Source organism: Hymenobacter artigasi, assembly GCF_012275535.1.
Classification (GTDB): Bacteria; Bacteroidota; Bacteroidia; order Cytophagales; family Hymenobacteraceae; genus Hymenobacter; species Hymenobacter artigasi.
This window is the reverse complement of the sequence record NZ_JAAVTK010000010.1, coordinates 1-24993: the sequence shown is the minus strand read 5'-3', so window position 1 is coordinate 24993 and position 24993 is coordinate 1. Positions and strand designations below refer to the sequence as shown.

At 60.0% G+C, this 24993-nt stretch carries 24 protein-coding genes; 13 read left to right on the top strand and 11 right to left on the bottom strand.

Going from position 1 to position 24993, the window contains the following annotated elements; all coding sequences use genetic code 11:
* Positions 1–171: 171 nt before the first annotated feature.
* Positions 172–804: a bifunctional nuclease family protein gene (locus HBN54_RS15770; protein ID WP_168674186.1), complete on the top strand. Its 633-nt coding sequence runs from the start codon at positions 172–174 to the stop codon at positions 802–804.
* 112 nt (positions 805–916) lie between these two features.
* A complete protein-coding gene (locus HBN54_RS15765) occupies positions 917–1456 on the top strand; it encodes a YfiT family bacillithiol transferase (protein WP_168674185.1) in 540 nt (179 codons plus the stop codon).
* Between the two features lie 141 nt (positions 1457–1597).
* Here the strand turns inward: HBN54_RS15765 and HBN54_RS15760 are convergent, their stop codons facing one another.
* Together HBN54_RS15760 and HBN54_RS15755 are read right to left on the bottom strand one after the other, a co-directional pair.
* Positions 1598–2413, bottom strand: a complete 816-nt coding sequence (locus tag HBN54_RS15760; protein ID WP_168674184.1) for an ABC transporter ATP-binding protein — start codon at positions 2411–2413, stop codon at positions 1598–1600.
* Between the two features lie 179 nt (positions 2414–2592).
* Positions 2593–3324, bottom strand: coding sequence for an MlaE family ABC transporter permease (locus HBN54_RS15755; RefSeq protein WP_168674183.1), 732 nt, complete (start codon positions 3322–3324; stop codon positions 2593–2595).
* Positions 3325–3415: 91 nt separating this feature from the next.
* On the opposite strand from HBN54_RS15755, the gene HBN54_RS15750 reads away from it, so the two are divergent.
* Positions 3416–4147: an SDR family oxidoreductase gene (locus tag HBN54_RS15750; RefSeq protein WP_168674182.1), complete on the top strand. Its 732-nt coding sequence runs from the start codon at positions 3416–3418 to the stop codon at positions 4145–4147.
* A 24-nt stretch (positions 4148–4171) separates the two neighbouring features.
* Here the strand turns inward: HBN54_RS15750 and HBN54_RS15745 are convergent, their stop codons facing one another.
* Positions 4172–4876 carry a GIN domain-containing protein gene (locus HBN54_RS15745; protein WP_168674181.1) on the bottom strand — a complete coding sequence of 235 codons (705 nt, stop codon included), beginning with the start codon at positions 4874–4876 and terminating at the stop codon, positions 4172–4174.
* A 121-nt stretch (positions 4877–4997) separates the two neighbouring features.
* Between HBN54_RS15745 and HBN54_RS15740 the strand changes: the two genes are divergently transcribed.
* The 4 genes from HBN54_RS15740 (at position 4998) to gldG (ending at position 9498) form a co-directional block, all read left to right on the top strand.
* Positions 4998–5690, top strand: a complete 693-nt coding sequence (locus HBN54_RS15740) for an SDR family oxidoreductase (RefSeq protein WP_168674180.1) — start codon at positions 4998–5000, stop codon at positions 5688–5690.
* A gap of 239 nt (positions 5691–5929) precedes the next feature.
* The gene (gene gldA, locus HBN54_RS15735) at positions 5930–6838 is read left to right on the top strand and encodes a gliding motility-associated ABC transporter ATP-binding subunit GldA (RefSeq protein ID WP_168674179.1); all 909 of its coding nucleotides are present in this window, start codon (positions 5930–5932) and stop codon (positions 6836–6838) included.
* A 152-nt stretch (positions 6839–6990) separates the two neighbouring features.
* A complete protein-coding gene (gene gldF, locus HBN54_RS15730) occupies positions 6991–7716 on the top strand; it encodes a gliding motility-associated ABC transporter permease subunit GldF (RefSeq protein ID WP_168674178.1) in 726 nt (241 codons plus the stop codon).
* Positions 7717–7761: 45 nt separating this feature from the next.
* Complete coding sequence (gene gldG / locus HBN54_RS15725; protein ID WP_168674177.1) at positions 7762–9498, top strand: gliding motility-associated ABC transporter substrate-binding protein GldG; 1737 nt, start codon at positions 7762–7764, stop codon at positions 9496–9498.
* Positions 9499–9507: 9 nt separating this feature from the next.
* Here gldG and HBN54_RS15720 read toward each other — a convergent pair whose 3' ends face one another.
* Entirely contained in the window at positions 9508–10410 is a 903-nt protein-coding gene (locus HBN54_RS15720; RefSeq protein ID WP_168674176.1) for a DUF2971 domain-containing protein, read from the bottom strand.
* 169 nt (positions 10411–10579) lie between these two features.
* Here HBN54_RS15720 and dnaN point away from each other — a divergent pair, with 169 nt between their 5' ends.
* Together dnaN and gldC are read left to right on the top strand one after the other, a co-directional pair.
* Positions 10580–11704: a DNA polymerase III subunit beta gene (gene dnaN, locus HBN54_RS15715; protein ID WP_035567181.1), complete on the top strand. Its 1125-nt coding sequence runs from the start codon at positions 10580–10582 to the stop codon at positions 11702–11704.
* 181 nt (positions 11705–11885) lie between these two features.
* Positions 11886–12233 (top strand): gliding motility protein GldC, encoded by a 348-nt coding sequence (gene gldC, locus HBN54_RS15710; protein ID WP_317170234.1) that lies wholly within the window; start codon positions 11886–11888, stop codon positions 12231–12233.
* A gap of 111 nt (positions 12234–12344) precedes the next feature.
* On the opposite strand, the gene HBN54_RS15705 is transcribed toward gldC, so the two are convergent.
* The 5 genes from HBN54_RS15705 to HBN54_RS15685 all read right to left on the bottom strand — a co-directional run bounded on the left by HBN54_RS15705 (position 12345) and on the right by HBN54_RS15685 (position 17834).
* Positions 12345–12884 (bottom strand): hypothetical protein, encoded by a 540-nt coding sequence (locus HBN54_RS15705; RefSeq protein WP_168674175.1) that lies wholly within the window; start codon positions 12882–12884, stop codon positions 12345–12347.
* 138 nt (positions 12885–13022) lie between these two features.
* On the bottom strand, positions 13023–13562 hold the full coding sequence (gene dcd / locus HBN54_RS15700; protein ID WP_168674174.1) for a dCTP deaminase: 540 nt from the start codon (positions 13560–13562) through the stop codon (positions 13023–13025).
* Between the two features lie 47 nt (positions 13563–13609).
* Complete coding sequence (locus HBN54_RS15695) at positions 13610–14512, bottom strand: hypothetical protein (protein ID WP_168674173.1); 903 nt, start codon at positions 14510–14512, stop codon at positions 13610–13612.
* 28 nt (positions 14513–14540) lie between these two features.
* The gene (gene hemL / locus HBN54_RS15690; protein WP_168674172.1) at positions 14541–15839 is read right to left on the bottom strand and encodes a glutamate-1-semialdehyde 2,1-aminomutase; all 1299 of its coding nucleotides are present in this window, start codon (positions 15837–15839) and stop codon (positions 14541–14543) included.
* A gap of 147 nt (positions 15840–15986) precedes the next feature.
* Entirely contained in the window at positions 15987–17834 is a 1848-nt protein-coding gene (locus HBN54_RS15685) for an ABC transporter substrate-binding protein (RefSeq protein ID WP_168674171.1), read from the bottom strand.
* Between the two features lie 162 nt (positions 17835–17996).
* Between HBN54_RS15685 and HBN54_RS15680 the strand changes: the two genes are divergently transcribed.
* Positions 17997–18674, top strand: a complete 678-nt coding sequence (locus HBN54_RS15680; RefSeq protein ID WP_168674170.1) for a DUF1361 domain-containing protein — start codon at positions 17997–17999, stop codon at positions 18672–18674.
* 125 nt (positions 18675–18799) lie between these two features.
* On the opposite strand, the gene HBN54_RS15675 is transcribed toward HBN54_RS15680, so the two are convergent.
* Together HBN54_RS15675 and HBN54_RS15670 are read right to left on the bottom strand one after the other, a co-directional pair.
* Positions 18800–19222 (bottom strand): DUF1810 domain-containing protein, encoded by a 423-nt coding sequence (locus HBN54_RS15675; RefSeq protein ID WP_168674169.1) that lies wholly within the window; start codon positions 19220–19222, stop codon positions 18800–18802.
* 39 nt (positions 19223–19261) lie between these two features.
* The gene (locus HBN54_RS15670; protein WP_168674168.1) at positions 19262–19711 is read right to left on the bottom strand and encodes a hypothetical protein; all 450 of its coding nucleotides are present in this window, start codon (positions 19709–19711) and stop codon (positions 19262–19264) included.
* Between the two features lie 221 nt (positions 19712–19932).
* On the opposite strand from HBN54_RS15670, the gene HBN54_RS15665 reads away from it, so the two are divergent.
* The 3 genes from HBN54_RS15665 to HBN54_RS15655 all read left to right on the top strand — a co-directional run bounded on the left by HBN54_RS15665 (position 19933) and on the right by HBN54_RS15655 (position 24868).
* Positions 19933–22947 carry a M1 family metallopeptidase gene (locus tag HBN54_RS15665; protein WP_168674167.1) on the top strand — a complete coding sequence of 1005 codons (3015 nt, stop codon included), beginning with the start codon at positions 19933–19935 and terminating at the stop codon, positions 22945–22947.
* A gap of 78 nt (positions 22948–23025) precedes the next feature.
* Entirely contained in the window at positions 23026–24393 is a 1368-nt protein-coding gene (dgt, locus tag HBN54_RS15660) for a dGTP triphosphohydrolase (protein ID WP_168674166.1), read from the top strand.
* A 187-nt stretch (positions 24394–24580) separates the two neighbouring features.
* Positions 24581–24868: a transposase gene (locus HBN54_RS15655; RefSeq protein ID WP_168674165.1), complete on the top strand. Its 288-nt coding sequence runs from the start codon at positions 24581–24583 to the stop codon at positions 24866–24868.
* The last annotated feature ends 125 nt before the right edge of the window (positions 24869–24993 follow it).

Here is a 24993-nt window from a genome sequence, read left to right as displayed (position 1 = left end):
AAGAAGGCCGCGGCCCGGGTCCCCAATCTTTTTTTAGCATTTCCGGTTTCTACGGCAGGATTTAGCCGCAGATGCCCGGACTTTTCTTTATTTGCACGTACATCCTCTCTACCGGCTTCGGCCCGGCCCTTCCCTCCTTTCCGCTTCCAAGACACCCAGTTCCTTATTCCCTTGAAAAAAATCCAGCTTGAAATCCTGGGACTTTCGTCCAGCCAGTCGCAATCTGGCTCCTTCGCGCTGATTCTGGGCGAGAAGGGCGGCAACCGCCGCTTGCCCATTATCATTGGCATGTTTGAAGCGCAAAGCATTGCTATTCAGATAGAAAAGATTAGCCCCAATCGCCCGCTCACCCACGACCTGTTCAAATCTTTTGCCGAGCATGTGCACGTGGTGATTCTGGAGGTGGTGATTTCCGACCTCAAAGAAGGTGTTTTCTATTCGCGCATTGTGTGCTCCGACGGGGCCACGACGTTCGATATCGACGCCCGGCCTTCCGATGCCATTGCCATTGGCCTGCGCTTCGGCGTGCCTATTTACACCGTGGAAAGCGTGTTGAGCGAAGCCGGCATCATCCTTTCTGACCTCGACGAAGCCGAAAGCGAAGCCGAGGAAGATGACGACGACGAGGACGACGACAACGATACGGACTCGCCCCGGGCCAGCCGCACCCAGCCCGAGCCCCGCGACCCCAGCGGCCAGGTGTCGATGGAGGAGCTATCGAAAATGCTGTCCGAAGCCCTCAACCGCGAGGACTACGAAAAGGCCGCCAAAATCCGCGACGAGTTGAACAAGCGCAACGGCTAATACTGCCGGTTAAACCAATTTTAGTGAATTGAACGGGTTCTTTGCAGGTCCGTTCCTTACCAGTGCAAGCGCCACCCCATTTTGGGGTGGTGTTTTTGCTTACTTCGCAGTTATGAGCCCTACTTCCGATGACCTGCTGCGCTACCCCATTGGCCGGCCGCAACTGCCTGCCGGCCCCCTCGCCCCTGCCGAGCGCACGGCCCTGATTCAGCAGCTGGCCGAGCTTCCGGGCCGGCTCACGGCCATGGCGCGCCGGGTGGGCGGCGAAGGCCTGCAACGCCCCTACCGCCCCGGCGGCTGGACCGGCCGCCAAGTAATCCACCACGTGGCCGACTCGCACATGAACTGCTACTTCCGCTACCGCCTGGCCCTGACGGAAGACAACCCCACCATCCGGCCCTACGACGAAGCGGCCTGGGCCAGGCTGCCCGATGTGGCCGCCACACCCATCACCGTGTCGCTCACGCTGCTGGAGGCCCTGCATTCGCGCTGGGTTACTCTGTTGCAGCACCTCACGGAAGACCAATGGCAGCGCACGTTCTACCACCCCGGCAACCAGCGCGAATCGACCCTCGACCAGGCCCTGGTACTGTATGCCTGGCACGGCCAGCACCATCTGGCGCATTTAGAATCACTGATTGCCGCTGATTAACCGTGATTTCGCTGGTTATTTTTTCAGCTATGACTCGCACCGAACATTAGCGCACTTGCAACAAATAAAAGGCCGCTCAATGAGCGGCCTTTTTGCATAGTAATCAACGAAATCACGGTTAATCAGCGGCAATCAGTGATTTCAGATACCGCCGCCGGACTCACTTTCTTCGGCGAAAGCGGCCATGCCGCCTTCGGTTTCGTCGTCGACGCGCTTGGCGGCGCGCACGAGGCTGCTGCTAAAGATAAATTCGCGCAGCTCGGGGACTTTGGCATTCAGAATTTCTTCCTTGGTACCGTCCCAAAGTTTTTTGCCCTGGTGCAGGAAAATGATGTGCTCACCAATCTCAATCACCGAGTTCATGTCGTGGGTTACGATGACGGTGGTGATGTCGTATTCGTGGGTGATTTCGTAGATGAGGTTGTCGATTTTGGTGCTCGTGGCGGGGTCGAGGCCGGAGTTGGGTTCGTCGCAAAACAGGTAGGTACACTGCGGTGCAATGGCGCGGGCAATGCCCACGCGCTTCTTCATGCCGCCCGAAATTTCGGCGGGCATCTTGTTGCCGGCATTTTCCAGGCCTACACGCTTGAGACAGAATTCGACCCGGTCGCGCCGCTCTTCGGGGGTCATTTCGGGGGTCAGCATCTGCAGCGGAAACTCTACGTTCTGGGCCACCGTCATCGAGTCGAACAGGGCCGAACCCTGGAACAGCATGCCGATTTTGCGGCGGATTTCCTGACGGATATCGATTTTACTGTTGGTATACACCGTGCCATCGAAGGTGATGGAGCCAATATCGGGCTTCATCAGTCCCACAATGCACTGCAGCAGCACACTTTTGCCCGTGCCCGAGCCGCCCAGCAGCATGTTGCACTTGCCGGTTTCGAACACGCACGAAATGCCTTTCAGCACGGGCGTGCCGTCGAAGGATTTTTCGATGTTGGATACTTCAATCATTTTGAGGGACTTGGGGTCTTGGGGACTTAGGGTCTTGGATTTTTAAGCACGTTGGCGACTTTGCAGAATTATTAGGAGGGAATTGGGAGAATATATCAGTGCGGTGGTGTATCTGACAAAAAAACCAGCCAAAGTCTGCAAAAACCAAGTCCCTAAGACCCTAAGTACCCAAGTCCCAATTATAGCAGCAACGCCGCCAGGGCGAAGTCGGCAATGAGGATGGCGATGATGGAATTGGTAACGGCACCGGTGCTGGCCGCGCCTACTTCGAGAGCACCGCCGGTGGTGTAGTAGCCTTTGAAAGCCGAAATGCCCGAAACCAGGAAGGCAAATACCACAGCCTTTATGAGGGCGAAGACGATGTTGTAGGGAATAAAATCGGTGCGAATGCCTTCGATGTAGTCCTGGGCCGTCATAACCCCGGTGAGGGTGCCGGCCAGGTAGCCGCCCAGAATGGACAGCAGCATGGCCAGAATAACCAGCAGCGGGAACATGAGCAGTGCCGCCAGAATGCGCGGCAGTACGAGGTAAGACGTGGAATTGATGCCCATTACCTCCAGCGCCGACACCTGCTCGGTGATGCGCATGGTGCCCAGGCCGCCGGCAATGCTACTGCCCACCTTGCCCGCCAGCACGATGCTGGTGATGGTGGGGGCCAGTTCCAGAATAGTCATTTCGCGCACCATGTAGCCGATAGTGGACTGCGGAATGAGCGGATTGGTGAGGTTGTAGGCAATCTGGACGCAGGTAACGGCCCCGATGAAGGCTGACACGATGGACACAATCACAATGGAGTCGACGCCGATGAGAATGGCTTCGTCGATGGTGCGGTTCCAGAGGACGCTGAACCGCTCCGTGCGCGTGACCATGCCTCGCAGGAAAAGGACAAACGAGCCGAAAGTTTTAAGCATGAGAATTTGTTGAGGAATAAAAACCGAAGTTTGGGCGCGGCTGTTGCCGCAGGCGAAACTTCAGAGGCTTCGCCACCTTACGTAAAATCAGATGAACAAAGCCCAAACGAGCGAAAAATTAATTGTCGTCACCGGCGGCAGCAAAGGTATTGGTCGCGCCGTCGTGGCGCGCTTTCTAAAAGCGGGCTTTCCGGTGGCCACTTGCGCCCGCTCGGCCACCGACCTGGCCGCGCTTACAACCGAGCTGACGACCGAAGTTCCCGGGGCCGTGCTCCACACCCTGCCCGCCGACCTCAGCCAGCAGGCCGACTGCGTCCGCTTCGCGGAATTTGTGCTGGCGCTGGGCCTTCCCGTTGACGTGCTGGTGAACAACGCCGGTGCCTTTATTCCCGGCCGCCTGCAGGACGAGCCCGCCGACGGCTCGCAGCTGCGCCAGATGCTGGCCGTGAACCTGCTCAGCGCCTACGACGTGACGCTGCCGCTACTGCCGGGCCTCATTGCGCGGGGCCAGGGGCACATTTTCACCATTTGCTCCACGGCCAGCATCACGGCTTACCCCAACGGCGGCTCCTACGGCATCGCTAAGCACGCGCTGCTGGGCTTCACCAAAAACCTGCGCGAGGAGCTGAAGGCCAACGGCGTGCGCGTGACGGCCGTATTGCCCGGCCCCACCCTCACGGCCAGCTGGGCCGGTGTAGAGCTGCCCGCCGAGCGGTTTGTGCAGGCCGATGATGTGGCCGAGGCGCTGTTTTCGGCCTACTCCCTGTCGCCCCACGCCGTGGTGGAGGAGCTACTAATTCGGCCGCAGCTGGGCGATTTGTGAGTTGGCTCCTGGCCCTTGGCAGGCTTATTCGACTTTCTTGCTGCCCTTGCCGGTTATTTTGATGTCGGTGAACGTGGGCGCGCCGCCGTAGTACAGCGTGCCATTGCCGGCCACGGTACCACCTAGGGTCTCGCTGGCCCGCACATGGGCATCGCCGTCGCTGTCGCGCGTTGTTTTAAAGTAGCAGGTTTTCGGGGTGATGCCCTGGGCAAACAGTCGGCCAGAACCGCCCAGCGTGAAGTTCATAAACTCAGTGGCACCGCGCACGGTCATGTCGCCCAGTTCGTATTGGTCAAGGAAAAGGTAAGTTGACCGCACGCTAAGGTCCATGTCGCCAGCCCCGATGAGGTGAAAGAAAATAGTATCCTGCACAAACTGGCCGACGGTGCTGAGATTCCCCTGCCCGCGCAAAAACACGTTGGTGACGCGCGGCACATGCAGCGTTACTTCGCGGGGCGTATCGTAGCTGCGCGCCCAGTTGCAGGTGCTGGTATTGTTAATTTCCAGCGCGTTGCCTTTGCGGGTGAGCACGATGTCGCTGAGGAGGTTTTCGCCGGCGCGCACCTCGGCGTAGGTCTGGGTATCCTGCACGATGCGCAGGTCCACGTTGTCGAAAGCGGTGACGGTGACCAAGCCGGCATCTACCTCGCGGCGCTGGGTGACGATGGTGCCCGTACTTTTCAGGCAATCGGTGCCGTGGCCCGGGCCGCAGGTGCTCAAACCAGCCATCAGCGCGACGCCGAATCCGAGGCAGCCCAGCCGGTGCGGTATCCCAAACCCTCCCAGGCCGCTAACTTGCGGCCGCAAACTCGTTTTGCGCATAATCCCCCCTTACTTTTCCCAAAGATAAATGGACCTCAGCGGTAAAGTTGCCATCGTGACCGGCGCAAGCAAAGGAATCGGCCTCGCCACCGTGCAAGCCCTGTTGGCCCGCGGCGCTGCCGTGGCCGGCTGGGCCCGCTCGGCCCCCGACGATTTCACGCACGACCGATTCCAGTTTTTCGAGTGCGACGTGCAGGACGAGCACTCCATCACCGAAGCCTTCACCAACACCATGCGCGAGTTGGGCCCGGAAATCCATGTTCTGGTAAATAATGCCGGCCTGGGCATCATGGGCGACGTGGACGGTTTCCGGACCGAAGACTGGAAAACGATGTTCGATACCAACGTGCTGGGCACCTTCCTCTGCACCCGCGCCGTGCTGCCGCAGATGAAGCAGCAGCACGCGGGCCACATTGTGAACGTGGCCTCGCTGGCTGGCACGGCTGGTTCGGCGGGCATGTCGGGCTACTGCGCCACGAAGTTTGCGGTGCGGGGCTTTTCCGATTCGCTGTTCAAGGAAGTGCGGCCGGATGGTATCCGCGTGACCTGCGTAATGCCCGGCTCGGTCGAAACCAACTTCAACGGCAAAGAGCCCGGCCTCACGCCCGACCCGCACAAGATGCAACCGGAGGATATTGCCGCCGCCATTGTGCACGCGATTGAAGCGCCGGATACGACGATGATTTCGGAGATTCAGCTGCGGCCGGCGAACGTGAAGTAAGTTGAACGTCAGCCGGCGCGGCTGGCTCACCTCACCCCCAGCCCCTCTCCTTGGGGAGAGGGGAGCCAGAGGACTAATCAATGAGCTTGAATATTGCTTTTTTCTTTCGAATGATATACTAAGATTGTCGAGACAATTCGTCTGCTTCGTCCGGCTCCCCTCTCCTTGGGGAGAGGGGCCGGGGGTGAGGTGAGCCAGCCGCGCCGGCTGACGTTCTGATAGCAATCCACTAAAACCACATGGTAGAAATTGAGCACCTGACCAAAACCTACGGCACCCAAAACGCCGTGGACAACATCAGCTTTACGGCGGGCAAGGGCGAAATCGTGGGCTTCCTCGGGCCGAATGGCGCGGGCAAAAGCACCACCATGAAAATTGCCACCGGCTACCTCCCGCCCACCGCCGGTACGGTGCGGGTGGCTGGCTACGATGTGCTGGTTGACAGTCTGGAAGTGCGCCGCCACGTGGGCTACCTGCCCGAGCACAACCCGCTCTACCTCGACATGTACGTGCACGAGTACCTCGAATTCATTGGGTCGGTGCACGGACTACGCGGCTCCGGCCTGCGCGCCCGCGTGGCCGAGCTGGTGCGCCGTGTGGGCCTGAGCCGTGAGCAGAACAAGCAAATCGGCGCGCTCAGCAAGGGCTACCGGCAGCGCGTGGGTCTGGCCCAGGCCCTCATCCACGACCCCGATGTGCTCATCCTCGACGAGCCCACCACCGGCCTCGACCCCAACCAGATTCTGGAAATCCGCCAGCTTATCCGCGAAGTGGGCGAGGATAAAACCGTCATTTTCAGCACCCACATTCTGCCCGAAGTCACGGCGCTGTGCTCCCGCGTGCTCATCATCAGCCGAGGCAAGCTGGTGGCCGACAGCCCCGTAGCCGAGCTGGCCGCCCGCGCCGCCGGCGAAACCGTGGTGCGTGCCGAGTTCGAAGGCCTGGTTGATACCGCCAAGCTGGCCAAGCTCCCCAATGTGCGCCACGTCGAGCTAGCCCCCGATGGCGCAGTCCTGCTCCGCACCGCGCCGGGCACCGACGTGCGCGCCGCCGTGTCGCGCCTGGCCGGGCAGGAAGGCTGGATTCTGCTGGGGCTGCGGCAGGAGCAGCAGAGCCTGGAGGAGGTGTTTGGGGAATTGACGAAATAAAAATGATTTAATCGCCTGTCATCCTGAGCACAGCGAAGGACCTAATGACCGTCGAACAGTTTGCAGTAATCAAATTGATTTAGCTGAAATTATTCTGACAAAGCGGACGTGATAAGGTTCTTCGCTCCGCTCAGGATGACAGACAACAAAAAATGCTCACCATCCTCCAAAAAGAATTCAACGCCTTCCTGAACTCCCCCGTGGCCTACGTGGTGCTGGGGGTTTTCCTGATTGCGACGGGCCTGTTCGTCTGGGTTTTCCCCGATAGCAGCGTGCTCGACTACGGCTACGCCGACCTGCAAACGCTGTTCAACCTGGCTCCATGGATTTTCCTGTTCCTGATTCCGGCCCTCACCATGCGCACCTTCGCGGAGGAGAAAAAGGCCGGTACCATCGAGCTACTGCTGACCCGGCCGCTGACGGATGGGCAGATTATTGGCGGCAAGTACCTGGCCTGCCTGCTGCTGGCGCTGCTGGCGCTGGTACCCACGCTGCTCTACTACTACTCCGTGTACAAATTGGGCAGCCCCGAGGGCAACATCGACTCGGCCGCCACGGTGGGCTCCTACCTGGGGCTGGCGCTGCTGGCAGCGGTGTTCGCGGCCATTGGCATCCTGGCCTCGGCGCTTACGCGCGACCAGATTATCGCCTTTCTGGTGGCGGTGGTGGGCTGCTTTCTGGTGTATTCGGGGTTCGATTCGCTGGCCTCGGTGCTGCAGGGCAGCTCGGCATATTATACCAGTCAGCTGGGTATTGCAGCGCACTACCGCGACCTGAGCAAAGGGCTGATTGACTCCCGCGACCTGGTTTATTTTTTTAGCGTGGTAGCCGTGGCCCTGCTGGCTACGCGCCTGGCCTTACGGAGTCGGAATTGGTAGTACAACATGCGTTAGCCTGTTCCCACCTGCCACCAATTAGCATCTATGAATTCATCCGAAAACTCGTTCGAGCCGGCGCACGCGGAAGCACCTGCTACCTCACGCAAGCGCAACGATTTGCTCACTTTTGCCGCCATCATTGGCGGGCTCTTGCTTTTTAATTTCATTGCCCAACGCTTCTTTTTCCGGCTCGATTTGACCGAGGAAAAGCGCTACACGATGTCGCCGGCCACCAAGGCGCTGCTGCGCGACCTCAAGCAACCGGTCACCATCACGGTGTACCTCACCGGCGACTTCCCGCCCGCCTTCCGCCGCCTAGAGCAGGGCGTGCGCGAAACCCTGACCGAATTCCAGGTCTACGGCGGGGCCAACCTGAACTACATTTTCATCGACCCCAGCGCCGGCAGCACCGAAGCCGCCCGCAACGCCTTCTACCAAACCCTTTTCAAAAAGGGCCTGAAACCCACCAACCTCGGGGCCACCGAAAACGGCAAGCGGGTCGAGAAAATCATTTTCCCCTACGCCGTGGTGAGCGTGGGCGGGCACGACAAGTCGGTGCTGCTGCTGCGTGGCAACCAAGCCGCCCCGGCCGAGGTGCGCCTCAACCAAAGCATTGAAGGCCTGGAATACGAGCTGGCAAGCACCATCCGCACGCTGGTACCGGCGCTGCGCAAGCGCATCGGCGTGGTGGAAGGCCACGGCGAACTCACCAACGTGCAGGCTGGCGACATTCTCGGCACCTGGCAGCAGCAGTACGACGTATTTCGGGTGACGCTGAGCAAGGTGAAGGACCTGAGCGCGCTCGATGCCATCGTGGTAGCCCAGCCCAAAACGCCCTATTCGGAAGACGACAAGTTCAAGCTCGACCAGTTCATCACCCAGGGCGGCCGGGCCATGTTCTTCGTTGACGCTCTGCGCGTGGACCTCGACAGCGTAGCCCGAAACGGTGTGGCGCTGGCTACGCCCTACAACCTCAACCTCGACGACCTGTTTTTCAAATACGGCCTGCGCCTGAATCAGAACCTGCTACTTGACCTGAACAGCGGCCAAATCCCGCTCGTGACCGGCATGGATGGCAACAAGCCCAAAATCGAGCCCATGCCTTGGCAGCTCTACCCGCTCATCAACAAGTTCAGCCCCCACCCCATCACCCGTAACCTCGACGCAGTGTACCTGAAATTTGTGGGCAACCTCGACACGGTGCAAGCCCGCGGCATCCGCAAAACCCCGCTGATGACCACCTCGCGCTACACCCGCGTGCTGCCCGCTCCGGTGCCCATCAACTTCAACGACGCTCGCCTCGAACCCAACCCCAAGCTCTACCAGAAGGGTTTCCAGCCGGTGGCCTACCTGCTCGAAGGCCAGTTCACCTCGCTCTTCGCCAACCGCGCCCGGCCCGGCACGCTCCAGTTCCAACCCGAAAAACCGGCCAACGCCAAGCCCAGCAAAATCCTGGTGCTGGCCGACGGCGACTTCATCCGCTCCGAAGTCGACCCCAAAACCGGCAACCCCTACCGCCTGGGCTTCGACCGCCTCGCCAACACCGAATTCGCCAACCGCGAGCTGGTCCTCAACGCCACCGACTACCTGCTCGACGACACCGGCCTCATCGCCGTGCGCGGCAAGCAAATCACCCTCCGCCCCCTTGACAAAGTGAAGCTGGCCGAGCAGCGCCGCCGCTGGCAGCTGCTGAACCTCGGCGCGCCGCTGGTGCTGCTAGGAGTTTTCGGGGCCGTGCGGGCGTGGCGGCGCAAGCGGCGGTATGCGGGGTTTGGGGCGTAGTATGTTAGTCTACTTACTTACGGCTTCAAATATGATTGAGAACGATTCAGGACTCTTAACCGCCTGATACAGTTTTGTCAATGGATACTTCCTGTTGACAATGTCCTTCACCTTCTCTATTGTAGCCTCTTCGCATTTTACGCCCAGATATATTGCCTTGAGTTTGGATGCAGCAAAATGCTTCTTTCTTTCATCTTGGCTAATTAGGCCATCGCCAATACATCTAAGTTCATCTTCGTACTGCCAGTCCAAGGATTTTGTGAAAATCATATTGGCAATGGCATCATCAGCATTGTTATGAAAGTTGAGCTTAATAAGCTTCTCTGAATAACAAACATCTAGAGGATGGATACCATCGCGGTTTCCACTATCAGTTACGAATTCTAAACAAAAACCTCTGTGGCTATTTGCGTAATGCGCCCACATCAATATTGAATCATTGATTCTTGAGAAACAACATACACCTATATCTTTTACACGCTGTTTAAATCTATCTACAGCTTTTTGATTGAAATTCTTGCTTGTACGATTTGAAAAGTCTACCAAATCCAGGGAACAATCGAATGGGTCATTGAAATAGGAAGGTGGGGACATATAAACATAACCGTCTTCCAAGCTTGCAAAATGGTGGTCTTGTGTTCCGAAGTATTTAAAAAATGATTTTGGCTGTCCCTTCTTTCTTCGCAAGTATTCTAGTTTCTGAATTGTTGTAGCACTAGCTTTTATCTGAGAGCCTGATGATGCGATGGTAGCATTGAATACTTCCTCTAAAATATCAACTTGCTCTTCTGACAATTTAGTCGTTGGTTTATTCTCAACGTAGTGCCCGCGGCTAGCTAAAGTGTCAATGACTTTCTCCATACCCAAGTTGAGGTCTTTCGCTGCTTGCTGAAGTCTTTTAGGCTGTCCCATTTTCGATTAACCGCTGTTTTCTCAAAGAAAGTTAAGACGGGTTTCCGGTTTCATTAGCCGCTCAGAATTAAACCCAGTCTCCAAGTACACATACTCAGGTAGCCCCTTCCAAACCCCAACCGCACCCCCTATCTTTGCCCTCCCTTATTCCTAGCCCTCCCCTCGCACCATGAAATTCATTGTATCCTCCTCCGCGCTGCTCAAGCAGCTGCAAAGCATCAACGGCGTGGTTACGAACAACCCCGTGGTGCCCATTCTGGAGAACTTTCTCTTTGAGATTGAGGCCGGTAAGCTCACCATCACCGCCTCCGACCTGGAGACGAGCATGATTACCGAGCTGCCTGTGGAGGCCCGCGACACCGGCCGCATCGCCGCGCCCGCCCGCATCCTGCTCGATACCCTCAAGAACCTGCCCGACCAGCCTGTGACCTTCACGCTGGACGAGGAAACCTATACCATCGAAATCAGCTCGGCCAACGGCCGCTACAAGCTGGCCGGCGAGAATGCCGCCGACTTCCCCCGCGTGCCAGTGGTGAAGGGCTCGGCCCCGATTGAGATGCCCTCCTCGTCGCTGGCCCGCGCCATCAACAAAACCATCTTCGCGGTGAGCACCGACGAGCTGCGCCCGGCCATGACCGGTATTCTGGTGCAGCTGGCCGACTCGCAGGTGACCTTCGTGGCCACCGACGGGCACCGCCTGCTGCGCTACCGCCGCCAGGACGTGGGCGCCGGCCAGACCGCCAACCTCATCATCCCGCGCAAAGCCTTCAACCTGCTGAAAGGCACGCTGCCTTCGGAGGCCACGCCGGTGAAGATGGAGTTCAACCAGAGCAACGCCTTCTTCTCATTCAACCAGATGCGCCTCGTGTGCCGCCTGATTGACGAGCGGTACCCTGACTACGAAAATGTGATTCCGGTGAGCAACCCTAACAAGCTCATCATCAACCGCGCCGAGCTGCTGAACTCGGTGCGCCGCATCAGCATCTACTCCAACAAAACCACCCACCAGGTGCGCCTGCGCCTGGCAGGCTCCGAGTTGGTGGTTTCGGCCGAAGACCTCGACTTCAGCAACGAAGCCAAGGAAACCCTCACCTGCCAGTACGACGGCGAGGACATGGAAATCGGCTTCAACGCCCGCTTCCTGCTCGAAATGCTCTCCAACATTGACTCTGAGGAAATCACCCTAGAGCTGAGCACGCCCAACCGCGCAGGCCTGCTGATGCCCACTACGCCCGACGACAACGAAAGCATCCTGATGCTGGTGATGCCGGTGATGCTGAATAACTACGTTTAATCACTGATTAGCACGGATTTTAGCGAATTTCACGGATTTTGTAGTCGGCATTTCCACGGGCCGGCCACAATGCCTGAATTGCCGCTCCGCGCTTAGTTACTCCATCAACCAGACGAAATCCAAGGAAACAACTCCAATCGTCTACAAAATCCGTGAAATCCGCTAAAATTCGTTTTAATCAGTGATTAAGAAATCAGAAATCCGCTTCAGCATTGCCCTCGACGATAACAAAGTGCCCGAGGCTATTAGCTGGACGGCCACCGATGCGGGGCCGGATATCCACTTCGCCAAAGCCATCAATATTGCACTGTGGGACCGGGAGCAGGCCGGTACGATGAAAATCGACCTCTGGACCAAAGACATGCCCGTGGACGAGATGAAGCGCTTTGTAGTCGATAACATCGGCTCAATGGCCGAGAACATTGTGACGGCTACTGACGACAAGGAAATGGCCAATAAGATGCGCGCGCTGTGCAAAGAACTGTCCGAGTACCTCGATAAACAGGAACAAACCCAGGAGCGCCTGTAGCACATGCTTTAGCTTGTGCACTCGTTGGATTGAACCATCAAAAAGCCCCGCCGGAAATATCCGACGGGGCTTTCTCGTATTCAGGGCGCGAGCGAAAGCATGCGCTACAAGTTACCGGGCGTTGCGACCCAGGTTACCGGCGGGGCGGTTGGTGGGCTTGGTGCTGGTTGGGGCAATAGAAGCGTCGTTGGCGCGGGCCGGCAACGGGTTCTGCACCGAATTGGTGAGGAGGATGGTGGACGACTGGCTAGCGAAATCACGGTCAGTCTTGTTATACACGCCGCGGGCACCGAAGTAGCTGCTGTACTGGTCGTTGCTGAGAAAAGCCTGGAACTCCTTGTCCCGCTCTTTACACACGCCATTGCACTGCTCATCAATCAGCTTCTGATTACCGGCGTTTCGGCGCTCGATGGCCGCCATTTTGGAGACCTTATCGGCATTCACGGCCCGGAGCTTGGTGGCCTGGTAGTTGTTCAGGTGCAGGTCGCGCACCATCTGCTCGCTGAGGCGGTCGGCGCGGGCCTGCACGGGGTTGAGGCGGGGGCTGGACTGGGTTTTGTCCTGCACGGCAACAGTGCTGTTAGGTCCCTGCTGGGCGGTAGCAGAACCGGCCAGGAGCGCCAGAAAGAGAGAAGCAAAAGCAGTTTTCATTGTCATCGTCGTAGGGGTTTCAGTTGCACACTTACGCAAGGACCGGGCCAGCCATGGGCGGCGCGGTCACCGAATTCAACGCAAAAAGGCGCGGCACGGTTCGGATTTACCGTCCCTACATTACCTTAATGCTATGTCTTACCACCTGTTTTTCCACATCATCGACTCCACCGGCTTGTCGGTTTTATCGTTGTATTTGGCGCTCTGCTTGTGGTTATAGAGGGTATCGACGTTGCCCTGCACGGTGAAGTAAATCAGCTGGCCGATGGGCATGTTCCGGTACACCCGCACGGGCATCGATACGCTGATTTCCAGCGTCCAGTGGTTGCAGAAGCCCACGTCGCCCTTGCCAGCGGTGGCGTGAATGTCGATACCGAGGCGGCCCACGCTGCTCTTGCCTTCGAGGAAGGGCACGGTGGCGTGGGTTTCGGTGTATTCCTGCGTCACGCCCAGGTAGAGGCGGCCGGGCTGGAGCACGTAGCCCTCCTCTTCGGGGATTTCAAAGGTGTCGATTTCGTTGTGCTTGCGGGCGTCCAGCACCTCATCGCGGTAGGTGGCGAGGTACTTGCCCAGGTGCACATCGTAGGAGTTGGTGCCCAGGCAGCTGCGGTCGTAGGGCTTGATGACGATGGTGCCTTTTTCGATTTCCGCGAGAATTTGCTGGTCGGTAAGAATCATTGAATGGGGTATTTTTAGGAATGCATGACGGCCAGTTTATTTAAGTCTCAGTCGTCGTCGTGCCGGTAAGGTTCGGCGGGCTGGCCCTCGGCTTCCTCGTCGTCATCGTCTTCGTACCGGTCTTCGCGCAGGCCGGGGCGGCGGGTGGGCCGCAGGCGACTGGCCAGACTGCGGGGCTCGGGTTCGGGCTCCGGGTCGGCCGAGAGGTTATTGATGCGCCGGCTCAGGGTGGGCAGCACGTTGGTAATGAGATGGAAAAGCATACCAGCACTGGCCAGGCTCAGCAGCAGGGTGAAGTAGTCGAGCCAGTCGTGGTGCGGGGCCGGGCCGGCCGGCACCACGGAGGCGCTGGTGAGCGGGGCCTCGTCGGACACGGTGGCGGGGGCGGTTTCCGGCCCCGCGCCGTCGGCGTCGTTGGTGGTGAGGGGGGCCGTGACGGGGGCTTCGGGCTGGGCGTAGCTCTCGGCGGTGGGCACGGTGGGGCCGGCCGCCGCGCCCGAGTCGTTGAACTGGGCGCTGGCCTGCTGAATGAGGCGCTGCTCGGCCCGGATGAGCGACACCCGCTCATCGCGCGGCAGGTTGTGGATGAAGAACTCGAAGTTCTTGTCCAGCAATACCGATTTCAGCTGCTTATCGAACTCCGCCAGGGTAAGCGGGCCGTTGCCGAAACGGTTTTTATACCGCTCGGCAATGCCGTTGTAGTTCAAGAACAGCTGCTTGAGGCCCGAATTACTGCCAAAGCCGTCGAAGGCGCGGCGGGCGGCAGCGGTGCGCAGCGTGAGCGGAAACTTGCCCCGGGTGAACGACTTATCGTACACCGTTTCCATGGTGCGGAAATTCAGCTCGTCGATGGTTTTATCGAAGAGGCGCTTGTTGGCCTGGGCGGGCGTTTCGGCATGGGCAAACGCCGCAAAAAACAAAAGCAGGCTTAGCAGACGGAATTTTAGCATCGGGCAAAGGTCGCAGATTTAACGGGCGTTACAAGCTATGCGCCTCTATCAACGACTCGCGGCAGGCAGTCAGGTATTTCTCCACCAGCTCGTCGGTGATGGCCGTGGACACGAACAGGGCCTCGAACTGCGAGGGCGCGAGGTAGATGCCCCGGTTAAGCATGGCGTGGAAATAGCGGCCAAAAGCGGCGGTATCGCACTTTTTGGCATCGTCGAGGTTGCTAACCGGTTCCGAGGTGAAAAACAGGCTGAACATGGAGCCCACGCGGTTCACGGTGTAGTTCAGGCCGAGGTCGGCGGCAATCTGGCGGGTGCCGTCGGCGAGGCGGGCGCTGCTGGCTTCGAGCGCCGTGTAGAGCTCGGGGTGCTCGTGCAGGTAGCGCAGCTGGGCCATGCCGGCGGCGGTGGCCATTGGGTTGCCGGAAAGTGTGCCGGCCTGGTACACTTTGCCGGCCGGAGCCACGCAGTTCATAATGTCTTCGCGTCCGCCGTAAGCGCCCACGGGCAGGCCACCACCGATGATTTTACCCAGCGTTACCATGTCGGCTGTGATGCCGTAGAGTTGCTGCGCACCGCCCGGCGCGAGGCGGAACCCGGTCATCACCTCATCAAAAATGAGCACGATGTCGTGCTGGTTGCACAACGCACGTAGGCCGGCCAGGAAGCCCTGGGCGGGAATTACCAGGCCCATATTGCCCACCACGGGCTCCAGGATGAGGGCCGCCACCTGGTTGGGGTTGGCGGCGATGAGGGCCTGCACGGCGGGCAGGTCGTTGTAGGGCGCGGTGAGGGTATCCTGAGCCACGCCCCGGGTCACGCCGGCCGAGTCGGGCTCGCCGGCGGTGAGGGCGCCGCTGCCGGCGGCAATCAGGAAGGCATCGCCGTGGCCGTGGTAGCAGCCTTCAAACTTGATGATTTTGTCGCGGCCGGTGAAGCCCCGGGCGGCGCGGATGGCCGACATGCAGGCCTCAGTACCGGAGTTTACCAAGCGCACCTTCTCGACGCCGGGCACCATTTCCCGAATCAATTCGGCCATTTCCACTTCGCGGTGCGTGGGGGCACCGAAGCTGAGCGAGTTGGGCAGGGCGGCGCGCACGGCATCGAGCACCACATCGGGCGCGTGGCCGAGAATCATGGGCCCCCAGGAGTTGATGAAATCGACGTAGCGGTTGCCGTCCACGTCGGTGAGCCAGGCCCCGTGGGCGCTCTGCATGAACACCGGCGAGCCGCCTACCGAGCGGAAAGCGCGCACCGGCGAGTTTACGCCGCCGGGAATAAGGGTTTTGGCCCGTTCGAAAAGGGTAGCGGAAGTGGTGAGGTTGAGCATGTAACGTAATTTGGTTGAGTCGGTTCAGAACGTCATGCTGAGCGCAATCGAAGCATCTCGCTCGCATCGTTGTCAAGATTTATTTACTGCTGCACGCGAGATGCTTCGACTGCGCTCAGCATGACTTTTCATCAATTACAAATTGGTTTAGCGCATCATCTGGTACTCCAGGCCGGTGAGCTTGACGATGGGCACCACCTGGTTGTCGTGGGCACCGCCGGAGTAGCTTTCGCCCTCGAAAATGGCACCCGTGGCGGGCGGAGCAGTTGATAAACTGGTTTGAAAGTCGGACCCATACTGAGACAGGACGTTGCCAAAATACATTAACAACTCAAAGCCCTGGTTGGCGAAAACCGACGGCGGCAGGTGCTGGCGCTGCAAGTACAGCTGCCGGAACCGGCGGTAGCCCAGCCCCTGCTCATCGTAGTATTTGGGCTGGATGAAGTAGGTGGTGGGACCATTAAGCTGGCTCACGTCGAGGCGCGGATTATCGAGCCAGGAGCCGGGGGCCAGCACGCCGGGGCGCGTGGCGGCAGGCTGCTGCTGCACCAGGCGCAGGGCGTAGGGCCCGATGCGGCGGTTGTCGGAAACGACCACGACGTGGCTGGCGGCGGCCAGCTCCGGCCCGGCAAAGGCGGCCGCGAGGCTCTCGTCCACATCGGGATTGAAGCGGCGCAGGGCGCTGATTTTGCCGCCCTGCTCCTCAAACGCAGCCTTGTAGGCAGTGGCAAAGTCGGCGTCGTCCTTGCTGTCTTCGTACAGCACCAGCCCGGGTTTGCCGGCCCCGAAAGCGTTGAGGGCAAACTGGGCCGCCACCCGTCCCTGCGTGGCCGAGCTGGGCGAAAACAGGTAGTGCCAGGGGTTATCGAGCACCAAATCACCGTCCTGCGACAGCGGGTTTACACAGATAATCTGGTGCTCCTGGGCGTAGCGGGCCAGCAGCCGCGCCCCCGACTTATACACCGGGCCGATGAGCATGTCCATCCCAGCCAGCTCGGGCAGGGCCAGGGTTTGCTTGAGGGTGAGGGTGTCGGCCCCGGTGTCGTAGGCGAAGAGCTGGATGGGGCGGCCGGCCCGCTGGAGGCTGTCCTGAGCCAGGCGCAGGCCGGCGTAGAGGTCGGTTACGAACTGGTTTTTGCGCACGGTCTGCCAGCTCGGGTCGCTCAGCTCGAAGGGCAGTAGCACGGCCACGTTGTAGCTGGTTTTCCTGACGGAAACGGGCCGGGGGCGCGGCGTGTAGCGGGTGCGGTCGAGGCTGAATTTCGCAATCAACTCGTCGAGCTGCGGGCGGTCGGCATCGGTATAGGCGCCGCCGGCGATGAGGTGGTCGGCGTAGGCGCGGGCCAGGGTGGCATCGTCGGGGTAGCGGCGCAGGTTGCGCTGCCAGGTGTTGCGCTCCTTAATGCGGGGCAGGTAGGTGGCCTTCATGGCCTCGCGCTCGGGGACCAGCTTATCGGCCGGGAGCTGGGCCAGGGCTTTGAGGGCGGTGTCGAAATCCTCCTGCTCAAACGAAACCTGGCCCTGCAAAAACAGCGCATCGGGCAGGTTGGGGTAAGTCGGGTACTCGGTGCGGAGCAGGTTGAGGAGCTGCTCGGCCTCGGGCCACTGCTTGAGGCGGGCATTGGCCACGGCGGCCAGGTAGGCCGCATCGGCGGCGCGGGCGAAGCGGGCGGTGGGCTGGGCCAGCGGCTCCAGCTGGGCGAGGGCGGCAGCGTAGTTGCCCTGGTCGAGCTGGACTTTGCCGCTGCGGTAGCGCACGTTGGCTTCGGCCGGGGGCACGGCGGTGGGCTTGGGCTTGGCGGCTTGCGGCTTAGCGGGCTGCGGCTTGACAGGCTGCGGCTTGGCGGGCAGAGTGCCAGCCGGCTGCGGCTTGGCGGGCGGCGGGCTGGCAGCGGGCTGGGGCCGGGCCGGCGTTTGGGCCAGCGCGGGGCTGGTGAGCAGCAGGCCGGCTGCCAGCCACCGGAGCGGCCGCCGCAGCGAAGGAATAAACGTCATTGAACCAGAAAACACGCTTGCCCCTGTGGTAAGCCGTGCAAAATTAGCCATAAATGCCGGGGGCGGGCACGCAGCCTGCCGGGCCGGGCGTTGTCGTTCGGGCCGGAGCCGGCGTAGCATTGGGGCTATGCGGCACAGCGCTTCGGCCGTAACTTTAACATTATGCAAGCATCCACTCTTTCGAGCCAGCCCTACACTCGTGCCCGGCTCACGCTGGTATTTGTGCTGGCCGCCTCCGTGACCCTGAGCATCCTGCTGGTGGCCGGCCGCGTGCTGATGACCGGCCGGCTTACGTTCCTGTTCCTCATCTGGAATCTGTTTCTGGCCGTTATCCCCTTCGCAATCAGCACTATGCTTAGCACGGCCAAGGGGCCGCTGAAAGCCCGGATTCTGCTCCCGGTGGGTGCGGCGTGGCTGCTGTTTTTTCCCAACGCGCCCTACATCCTCACCGATTTATTCCACCTCGACACCCGCCCCGGCGTGCCGCTCTGGTACGATTTGGCCCTGATATTAAGCTGCGCCTGGAACGGCCTGATGCTGGCCTACGCCTCCCTCTCCGACATGCAGCGGCTGGTGCAGCAGCGGCTGGGCTTTGGGGTGGGCTGGGCGTTTGCCACGGTGGCGCTGCTGCTCAGCAGCTTCGGCGTTTACCTGGGCCGCTACCTGCGCTTCAATTCCTGGGACATTCTCACCAACCCGCTCACGCTGTTTTTCGACATAGTGAACCGGATTTTGCACCCGTTCTCCTTTCCCGGAACGTGGGGCGTGACGCTGGTTTTTGGGGTGTTTTTGCTGGTGGGCTATGGCACGGTGCGGTTGCTGGGGAGGACGCAGGAGTAGTAAGCTGAGCGGTGTAGGGGCCTGTCCCCGCCTGTCATTGGGGGGGGGCACAGCAACGCTTCCGTTCAACGACCGGGCGGGGACAGGCCCCGCCCCTACAATCAGGCGCGAAATACCTTTTGAATTTATTCTTTCGAGCCCAGGATTCGCAACGTTTTATCGTCCTGATTCCCGCCATAAAACTTGTCCAGCACCTGCTGAAAAATCGAACTACTGCTCACCGACGCGAACAGCGTCATCGAAGACTTCAGCTTTAGGTCATCGGGACTGCCGAAAATGTCGTGGGCGTCACTGGAGGGCAGCCCGAGCAGTGCCTGGCAGATTTCCCGCAGGCGGGTACCCAAAACGGGATGAGCCAGGTAATCTTTTGCCTCCTGCGCATCGGCTAACGCGTAGAATCTGGCTGTTTCACTAAGGCCCAAGCCCTGGATTTGCGGGAAGATGAACCACATCCAATGGCTGCGCTTGCGGCCGTTTTTGATTTCGGATAATGCGGTTTGGTATTTCCCGACTTGTGCTTCCTCGAATCTATTAAGCTCGTTTTTCATGGAATTCGGGCATCAATATGGCTGGATGCTTTTGTGGTTTCAACCAATGCGGGTTATTCCGCTACGAATGCACTTAAAGCTCAACCCATTTGGCTTCAATAGTAATTCAGCATCGATGAAACCATCCGCCGCCCGAATCTTGGATATTTCAACAAGGAGCATTCCGTCAGTTCGAACAGTTATTTTCTCAAATCTAATAACAGCTTCGGGAAGCCCAAAACTGTATTTACTGAACCTACGCGCTATTATCAGCAACGAATCCAGATTGGTTTCGCTGGCTTCACTTCTTGTTAGCATAAACTGTTTTACCCCTTCTCTATTCAGGTTTTTCACTAGTTTGAAATCGACTAAATAATTTACTGAGTTAAGCCCACTATCTAAACGCAACGTGGAATCGACGCAAATTTGAATCAGGTTGCGGGCCATTAATGCTGAGTTCATAAATGAAGGATTTTCACGAACCGGCTCGCAGGAGGATAGTAGAAACATCGTGCAGAGACCTATTATCTTATTCATTCCTTAAATTTTAACATGCGATTGTATTTGCAAGGTACTTGAGCAGCGAACTGGATTTCGTAACAGGTCCAATAATACTTGAGCTTAAACTCAAACGCTGGCAATTCATCGGCTTCTCAATATCCCGCAGTCCCTCGCCGCGCCGTAGCTTCGTCCCAAGGGCGCGGCGCTACTTCCGCCCCACGGAACTCCGCATGAAAACACGTTTCCTTTTCGGCCTGTTGGCCCTGCTGCCCGGCCTGGCCCTGGCCCAACGGCACAAGCCCAAGCCTACGCCCGCCAAAGCAGCCGGCCCCTACTTCCAGCAGGAGGTTAACTATTCCATCGACGTGGTGCTCGATGACAAGACCAACTTCCTCACCGGGCGCGAGGACCTGGCGTACACCAACCATTCGCCGCAGGCCCTCACCTTCATCTGGTTTCACCTGTGGCCCAATGCTTACAAGGATAATTCGACGGCTTTCGCGAAGCAGCAATTACGTGCGGGCAAGCGCCGGTTTGAGTTTGCCAAAGCCGAAGACCGGGGCTTCATCGACGGCCTCGACTTCAAGGTAAACGGCCAGTCGGCGAAGCTGGAATTCGACCCCAAAAACGCGGACATTGCCAAGCTGGTGCTGCCGCAGCCGCTGGCGGCGGGAGCCACGGCCAGCATCAGCACGCCGTTTCGGGTGAAGATTCCGGCGTCGTTCTCGCGGTTTGGGCATGTGGGGCAGAGCTACCAGATTACGCAGTGGTACCCCAAGCCGGCCGTGCTGGACCGGCGCGGCTGGCACCCCATTCCCTACCTCGACCAGGGCGAATTCTATTCCGAATTCGGTTCGTTCGACGTCACCATTACGCTGCCCACCAACTACACTGTGGGGGCCACCGGCGAGCTGCAAAACCCCGACGAGCGCGCCCGCATGGATGCCCTGGCCGCCACCGCCGCCAGCAAAAAAACCGCCCAGGATTTCGGCACCGACCTGAAATTCCCGGCCTCCGATGCCACTACCAAAACCCTGCGTTACAAGCAGGACCGGGTGCACGATTTCGCCTGGTTTGCCGATAAGCGCTTCAACGTGCTGAAAAGCGGCGTGACCCTGTCCTCGGGCCGCACCGTCACGTCGTGGGTGCTTTTCACAAATAAAGAGGCTCCGAAGTGGATAAAGGGCCTCCAGGACGTGAACGACGCCCTCACCTACTACTCGCGCTGGGTGGGCGAGTACCCCTACTCGGCCGCCACCGCCGTGGATGGCGCTTTGAGCGCCGGCTCCGGCATGGAGTACCCGATGGTGACCGTGACCATGCCCAGCGCCATTGTGCACGAAGTGGGCCACAACTGGTTTTATGGCATTCTGGGCTCGAACGAGCGGGACTTCCCGTGGATGGACGAGGGCGTGAACACCTACGTGGAGCAGCGTGTGAGTGCGCTCGACACCCTGCCGGCTAAGGGGTTTCACGGGTTCGATAAGCTGCCGCAGGGCCTGAAGCGCACCTTTGGCCTGGAGAAGCTGCCGGCCTCCGCCTTCGACCAAGTGCCCTACCAGGCCTCCGCCAGCCGGGGGCTCGACCAGCCGGTGCAGGGCCCCACTTCGGCCGATTACACGATGCTGAACTACGGCATCATCGTGTACCAGAAAACGGGCTCGCTGCTGAAATACCTGGCCGGCTACTTGGGCCAGGCCAAGTTCGATGCCGCCATGCACCTGTACTACGACCGGTGGCAGTTCAAACATCCGTACCCCGAGGATATGCAGGCCGTGTTTGAGGAAAGCACGGGCCAGAAGCTGGGCTGGTTTTTCCAGGGCATGATGACCAACACGCAGCACTACGACGCCGATTTGCAAACCCTGGCCAGCTTCAACGACGTGGTGAAGGTGCTGGTGCGCACCGACTCGCCCACGCCTTGGGCCGTGCCGGTGTCGTCGGTTGATGCCAGCGGCCGGGTGCTCGAAACGCTCTGGACGCCGCCCTTCGGCAACACCGACCCCAACGCCGACGAGGAAGCCACCAGCCAGCTCAATTTCAAACGCGCCAACGTGGCCGCCCTCGTGGTCGATGCCAACTACGTCAGCCCCGAGCTCAACCGCCGCAACGACCGCCTCACCGTGGCCGACCATCCTTCCGGCTTCACGCCCATCCGCCTGCGCCCGCTGGCCAGCGTAGAGCGTTGGGACAAAGCCACCATCAGCTGGCTGCCGGTGCTGGGGGCCAATACTTCCGATAAATTCATGCTCGGCGCGGCGTTCTACAACAGCCCGCTGGTACCCAAGCGCCTGCAATACCTGGCCATGCCCATGTACAGCTTCAGTCGGAACGAGCTGAACGGCATCGGCCGCATCCAGCTGAACGTACTGCCTCAGCACTTCTCGCGGCAGGCCACCATTGCCTTCGGCGTGCAGCGCTTCGAGCGCTACGTTAAGTATGAGCCCAGCGTAAGCTTTGTATGGCCCCACGCGCCGGGCGTTGGCCCGCAGCAGCGCCTCACGCTGGCCAACACCATTGTGGCCGATGAGGACCGCAACCGCACCGGCGTGTTCCAGGCCGTGGACTACCACGTAGCCCAGGCCAACGCCCTGCAAGGCTGGAGCGCCGCCGTAGACCTCAATCGCATGATTGCCAGCAACGCCGACGATGCCAACAACCGCCAGGCCGTGCTGCTGCGCGCCAGCGCCAGCTACTTCCGCTTTTACTCGCCCAAAAAGAAGGTGCAGATGCGCCTGTTCGGCGGTCGCTTTTTGCAGCAGCCCAACAACCCCGAGTTCGTGCTCGGCCTGAGCGGCAGCCCCGACTACCGCCGCCAAACCGCCTTCCTCGACCGCCAGCAGATTTCGCACAGCGTCACGGCCCAGCTTCACCAGGCCGACGACCGCGACGGTGCTTTCAAAGGATTCCTGCCGGTGGCCGATACCAAATGGCTCAGCACGCTCAATATTCAGGCAGATTTGCCGGTGACCAACCTGGCCGTTTTTGCCGATTTCGGGGCCAGCCACGACCGGTTCTTCACCAGCGAATCGACTTCCCGCGCCGCCCAGCGCCTCTATTATGATGCCGGCCTGGTAGTGCCCGTGTTGCGCGATATCCTCAGCTTCTACCTGCCCGTGGCCGGCTCACAATACGCCAACGGCCTGCCCGCCAGCCGCCAGGATTTCACCGACCGCATCCGCTTCGTGCTGAACCTGAACACGCTCAATCCATTCCGGCAGCTCGATGAGCAGCTGGCACGCTAGCAATCGGCTGTCATCCTGAGCTTGCGAAGGATGACAGCCATTTCTTCCATTCCGTCAAATACCTCCACCTTGGAATCAATGTCCTGGCCGCGCCTGCTCTCGCAGCGCCGCTTCCCCGACCAGCAGCTGCCGCCCACCAGCGCGGCCCCCGTGCGCGGGGCCTTCGTGGCCGATTATGACCGGGTGGTGTTCAGTTCGGCCTTCCGGCGCCTGCAGCGCAAAACGCAGGTAATGCCCCTGCCCGAAACTGATTTCGTGCACACCCGCCTCACCCACTCGCTCGAAACTGCCGTGGTGGGCCGCTCCCTGGGCCGCCTCGCCGCGCGCCACCTCATGGAAGCCGATGCCGAGCTGGCCGAACAGCTCCCCAACTTCGACCAGGACTGCGGCGACATCGTGGCCGCCGCCTGCCTGGCCCACGACATCGGTAACCCGCCCTTCGGCCACTCCGGCGAGGATGCCATCAGCAGCTACTTCCTCAGCGCTGCCGCCGCCCCGTTTCTGGAGCAGCTCACCGCCGCCGAAGTGGCCGATTTGCAGCATTTCGAGGGCAACGCGGCCGGTTTCCGCATCCTCACGCACACCTACGCGGCGCACAGCACCGGCACGGCCGGCCTGGGCCTCACCTATGCCACGCTGGGCGCGTTCACGAAGTATCCCAAGCCCAGTCTGGTGGCGGATGCCGCCCGAACCGGCGGCGCTTCAGAGAAGAAATACGGCCACTTCCAGTCCGAGAGCGCCCGTTTTCAGCACGTCGCGGCCGCGCTGGGTTTGCTTGCGAAAGATGCTGCCAATGGCTTCTACCACCGCCACCCGCTGGCCTTCCTCGTCGAAGCGGCCGACGACCTCTGCTACCGCATCATCGACTTTGAAGATGGCCTCAAGCTGGGCCTCATCGCGCCCGAAACCGGCCTGCCGCTGCTCAAGCGCATGCTCAACGACCCGGCCGGCCGCGTGGGCAGCGTGCAGTGGCACGACTGGCGCGAGGAGTTGGGCTACATCCGCGCCCGCCTCATCGGCAAGCTGGTGGCCGAGCTGGCGACGCTATTCGCCCACCACGCCCCCGCCATCCTGCGCGGCCAGTACGACCAGTCGCTCATCAAAGAGTTGAGCTGCTGGACCGATTTGCAGGAAGTGCAGCGCCTGAGCATCAACCAGCTTTACCGCAGCCGCCCGGTCCTCGAAATTGAAGCGGCCGGCTTCGAGGTCCTCGGCGGCCTGCTCGACGCCTTCCTCACCGCCATTTTCGATGGCAGCCAGGGCCACCGCAGCCGTAAGCTGCTCCTGCTGCTACCGGAGCAGTTCCGCGCCGAAGGGCATCAGGCCGGCGTTTCCGCCTATGAGAAAATTCTGCTGCTGACGGATTTCGTAGCCGGTATGACTGACCAGAACGCGCTGAGCTTGTACAAGACAATTAAGGGGATTGAGTTGCCGAAGGGTTTTTGACGGCCTCGTTCAACGGCAACCTCACCCCCTGACCCCCTCTCCAAAAAAGAGGGGGCACCGGACATGCCCTGTAGCACATGCTTTAGCTTGTGCGTCGTTACACCAGGCTGCTAACGGACACAAGTTAAAGTATTAATGAGGTGGTCGGGTAAAGCAGGAGAGAATTGGGTGGTAACTTCCCAATCTGATGGAAAAAGCTCCTCCGACAAAACGGCCGCGCTATGATGCGGCCTTCCGTGCCGAAGCCCTGCGGCTGGCCAGCGAAAGCCGTTCCACGCTGGCCGCCGCCCGCGCGCTAAACATCGACGCCAAGCGCATTTATGCCTGGCAAAAAGCGGCCCAGCCGCCTTTGCCGGCCGACCCGGGCGAGGCCGCCGAAGTGCGGGCGTTGCGGGCGGCCAACAAACGCTTGGCGCAGGAACTGGAGATTTTAAAAAAAGCCATCGCCATCTTCTCGCATCCCCCGACCCTGTGAGCACACTGCAATTCATTGACCAGCAGCGTACTTTCCACCCCGTTCAACAGCTCTGCCGTGCGTTGGACGTGGTACCCAGCCGCTACTACGCGTGGCGGGCGGCGCAAGCGGCGGCCGCAGCGGGG

Excerpts from the sequence above, each read along its gene's own strand:
- HBN54_RS15675 (WP_168674169.1), bottom strand. The coding sequence starts at position 19,222 with ATGAAAAACGAGCTTAATAGATTCGAGGAAGCACAAGTCGGGAAATAC.
- hemL (WP_168674172.1), bottom strand. The coding sequence starts at position 15,839 with ATGCTCAACCTCACCACTTCCGCTACCCTTTTCGAACGGGCCAAAACC.
- gldF (WP_168674178.1), top strand. The coding sequence starts at position 6,991 with ATGCTCACCATCCTCCAAAAAGAATTCAACGCCTTCCTGAACTCCCCC.
- HBN54_RS15670 (WP_168674168.1), bottom strand. The coding sequence starts at position 19,711 with ATGTTTCTACTATCCTCCTGCGAGCCGGTTCGTGAAAATCCTTCATTT.
- HBN54_RS15760 (WP_168674184.1), bottom strand. The coding sequence starts at position 2,413 with ATGATTGAAGTATCCAACATCGAAAAATCCTTCGACGGCACGCCCGTG.
- gldA (WP_168674179.1), top strand. The coding sequence starts at position 5,930 with ATGGTAGAAATTGAGCACCTGACCAAAACCTACGGCACCCAAAACGCC.
- HBN54_RS15665 (WP_168674167.1), top strand. The coding sequence starts at position 19,933 with ATGAAAACACGTTTCCTTTTCGGCCTGTTGGCCCTGCTGCCCGGCCTG.
- HBN54_RS15685 (WP_168674171.1), bottom strand. The coding sequence starts at position 17,834 with ATGACGTTTATTCCTTCGCTGCGGCGGCCGCTCCGGTGGCTGGCAGCC.
- HBN54_RS15655 (WP_168674165.1), top strand. The coding sequence starts at position 24,581 with ATGGAAAAAGCTCCTCCGACAAAACGGCCGCGCTATGATGCGGCCTTC.
- HBN54_RS15680 (WP_168674170.1), top strand. The coding sequence starts at position 17,997 with ATGCAAGCATCCACTCTTTCGAGCCAGCCCTACACTCGTGCCCGGCTC.
- HBN54_RS15705 (WP_168674175.1), bottom strand. The coding sequence starts at position 12,884 with ATGAAAACTGCTTTTGCTTCTCTCTTTCTGGCGCTCCTGGCCGGTTCT.
- HBN54_RS15755 (WP_168674183.1), bottom strand. The coding sequence starts at position 3,324 with ATGCTTAAAACTTTCGGCTCGTTTGTCCTTTTCCTGCGAGGCATGGTC.
- dnaN (WP_035567181.1), top strand. The coding sequence starts at position 10,580 with ATGAAATTCATTGTATCCTCCTCCGCGCTGCTCAAGCAGCTGCAAAGC.
- HBN54_RS15720 (WP_168674176.1), bottom strand. The coding sequence starts at position 10,410 with ATGGGACAGCCTAAAAGACTTCAGCAAGCAGCGAAAGACCTCAACTTG.
- HBN54_RS15740 (WP_168674180.1), top strand. The coding sequence starts at position 4,998 with ATGGACCTCAGCGGTAAAGTTGCCATCGTGACCGGCGCAAGCAAAGGA.
- HBN54_RS15765 (WP_168674185.1), top strand. The coding sequence starts at position 917 with ATGAGCCCTACTTCCGATGACCTGCTGCGCTACCCCATTGGCCGGCCG.
- gldG (WP_168674177.1), top strand. The coding sequence starts at position 7,762 with ATGAATTCATCCGAAAACTCGTTCGAGCCGGCGCACGCGGAAGCACCT.
- HBN54_RS15750 (WP_168674182.1), top strand. The coding sequence starts at position 3,416 with ATGAACAAAGCCCAAACGAGCGAAAAATTAATTGTCGTCACCGGCGGC.
- dcd (WP_168674174.1), bottom strand. The coding sequence starts at position 13,562 with ATGATTCTTACCGACCAGCAAATTCTCGCGGAAATCGAAAAAGGCACC.
- HBN54_RS15745 (WP_168674181.1), bottom strand. The coding sequence starts at position 4,876 with ATGGCTGGTTTGAGCACCTGCGGCCCGGGCCACGGCACCGATTGCCTG.
- HBN54_RS15695 (WP_168674173.1), bottom strand. The coding sequence starts at position 14,512 with ATGCTAAAATTCCGTCTGCTAAGCCTGCTTTTGTTTTTTGCGGCGTTT.
- dgt (WP_168674166.1), top strand. The coding sequence starts at position 23,026 with ATGTCCTGGCCGCGCCTGCTCTCGCAGCGCCGCTTCCCCGACCAGCAG.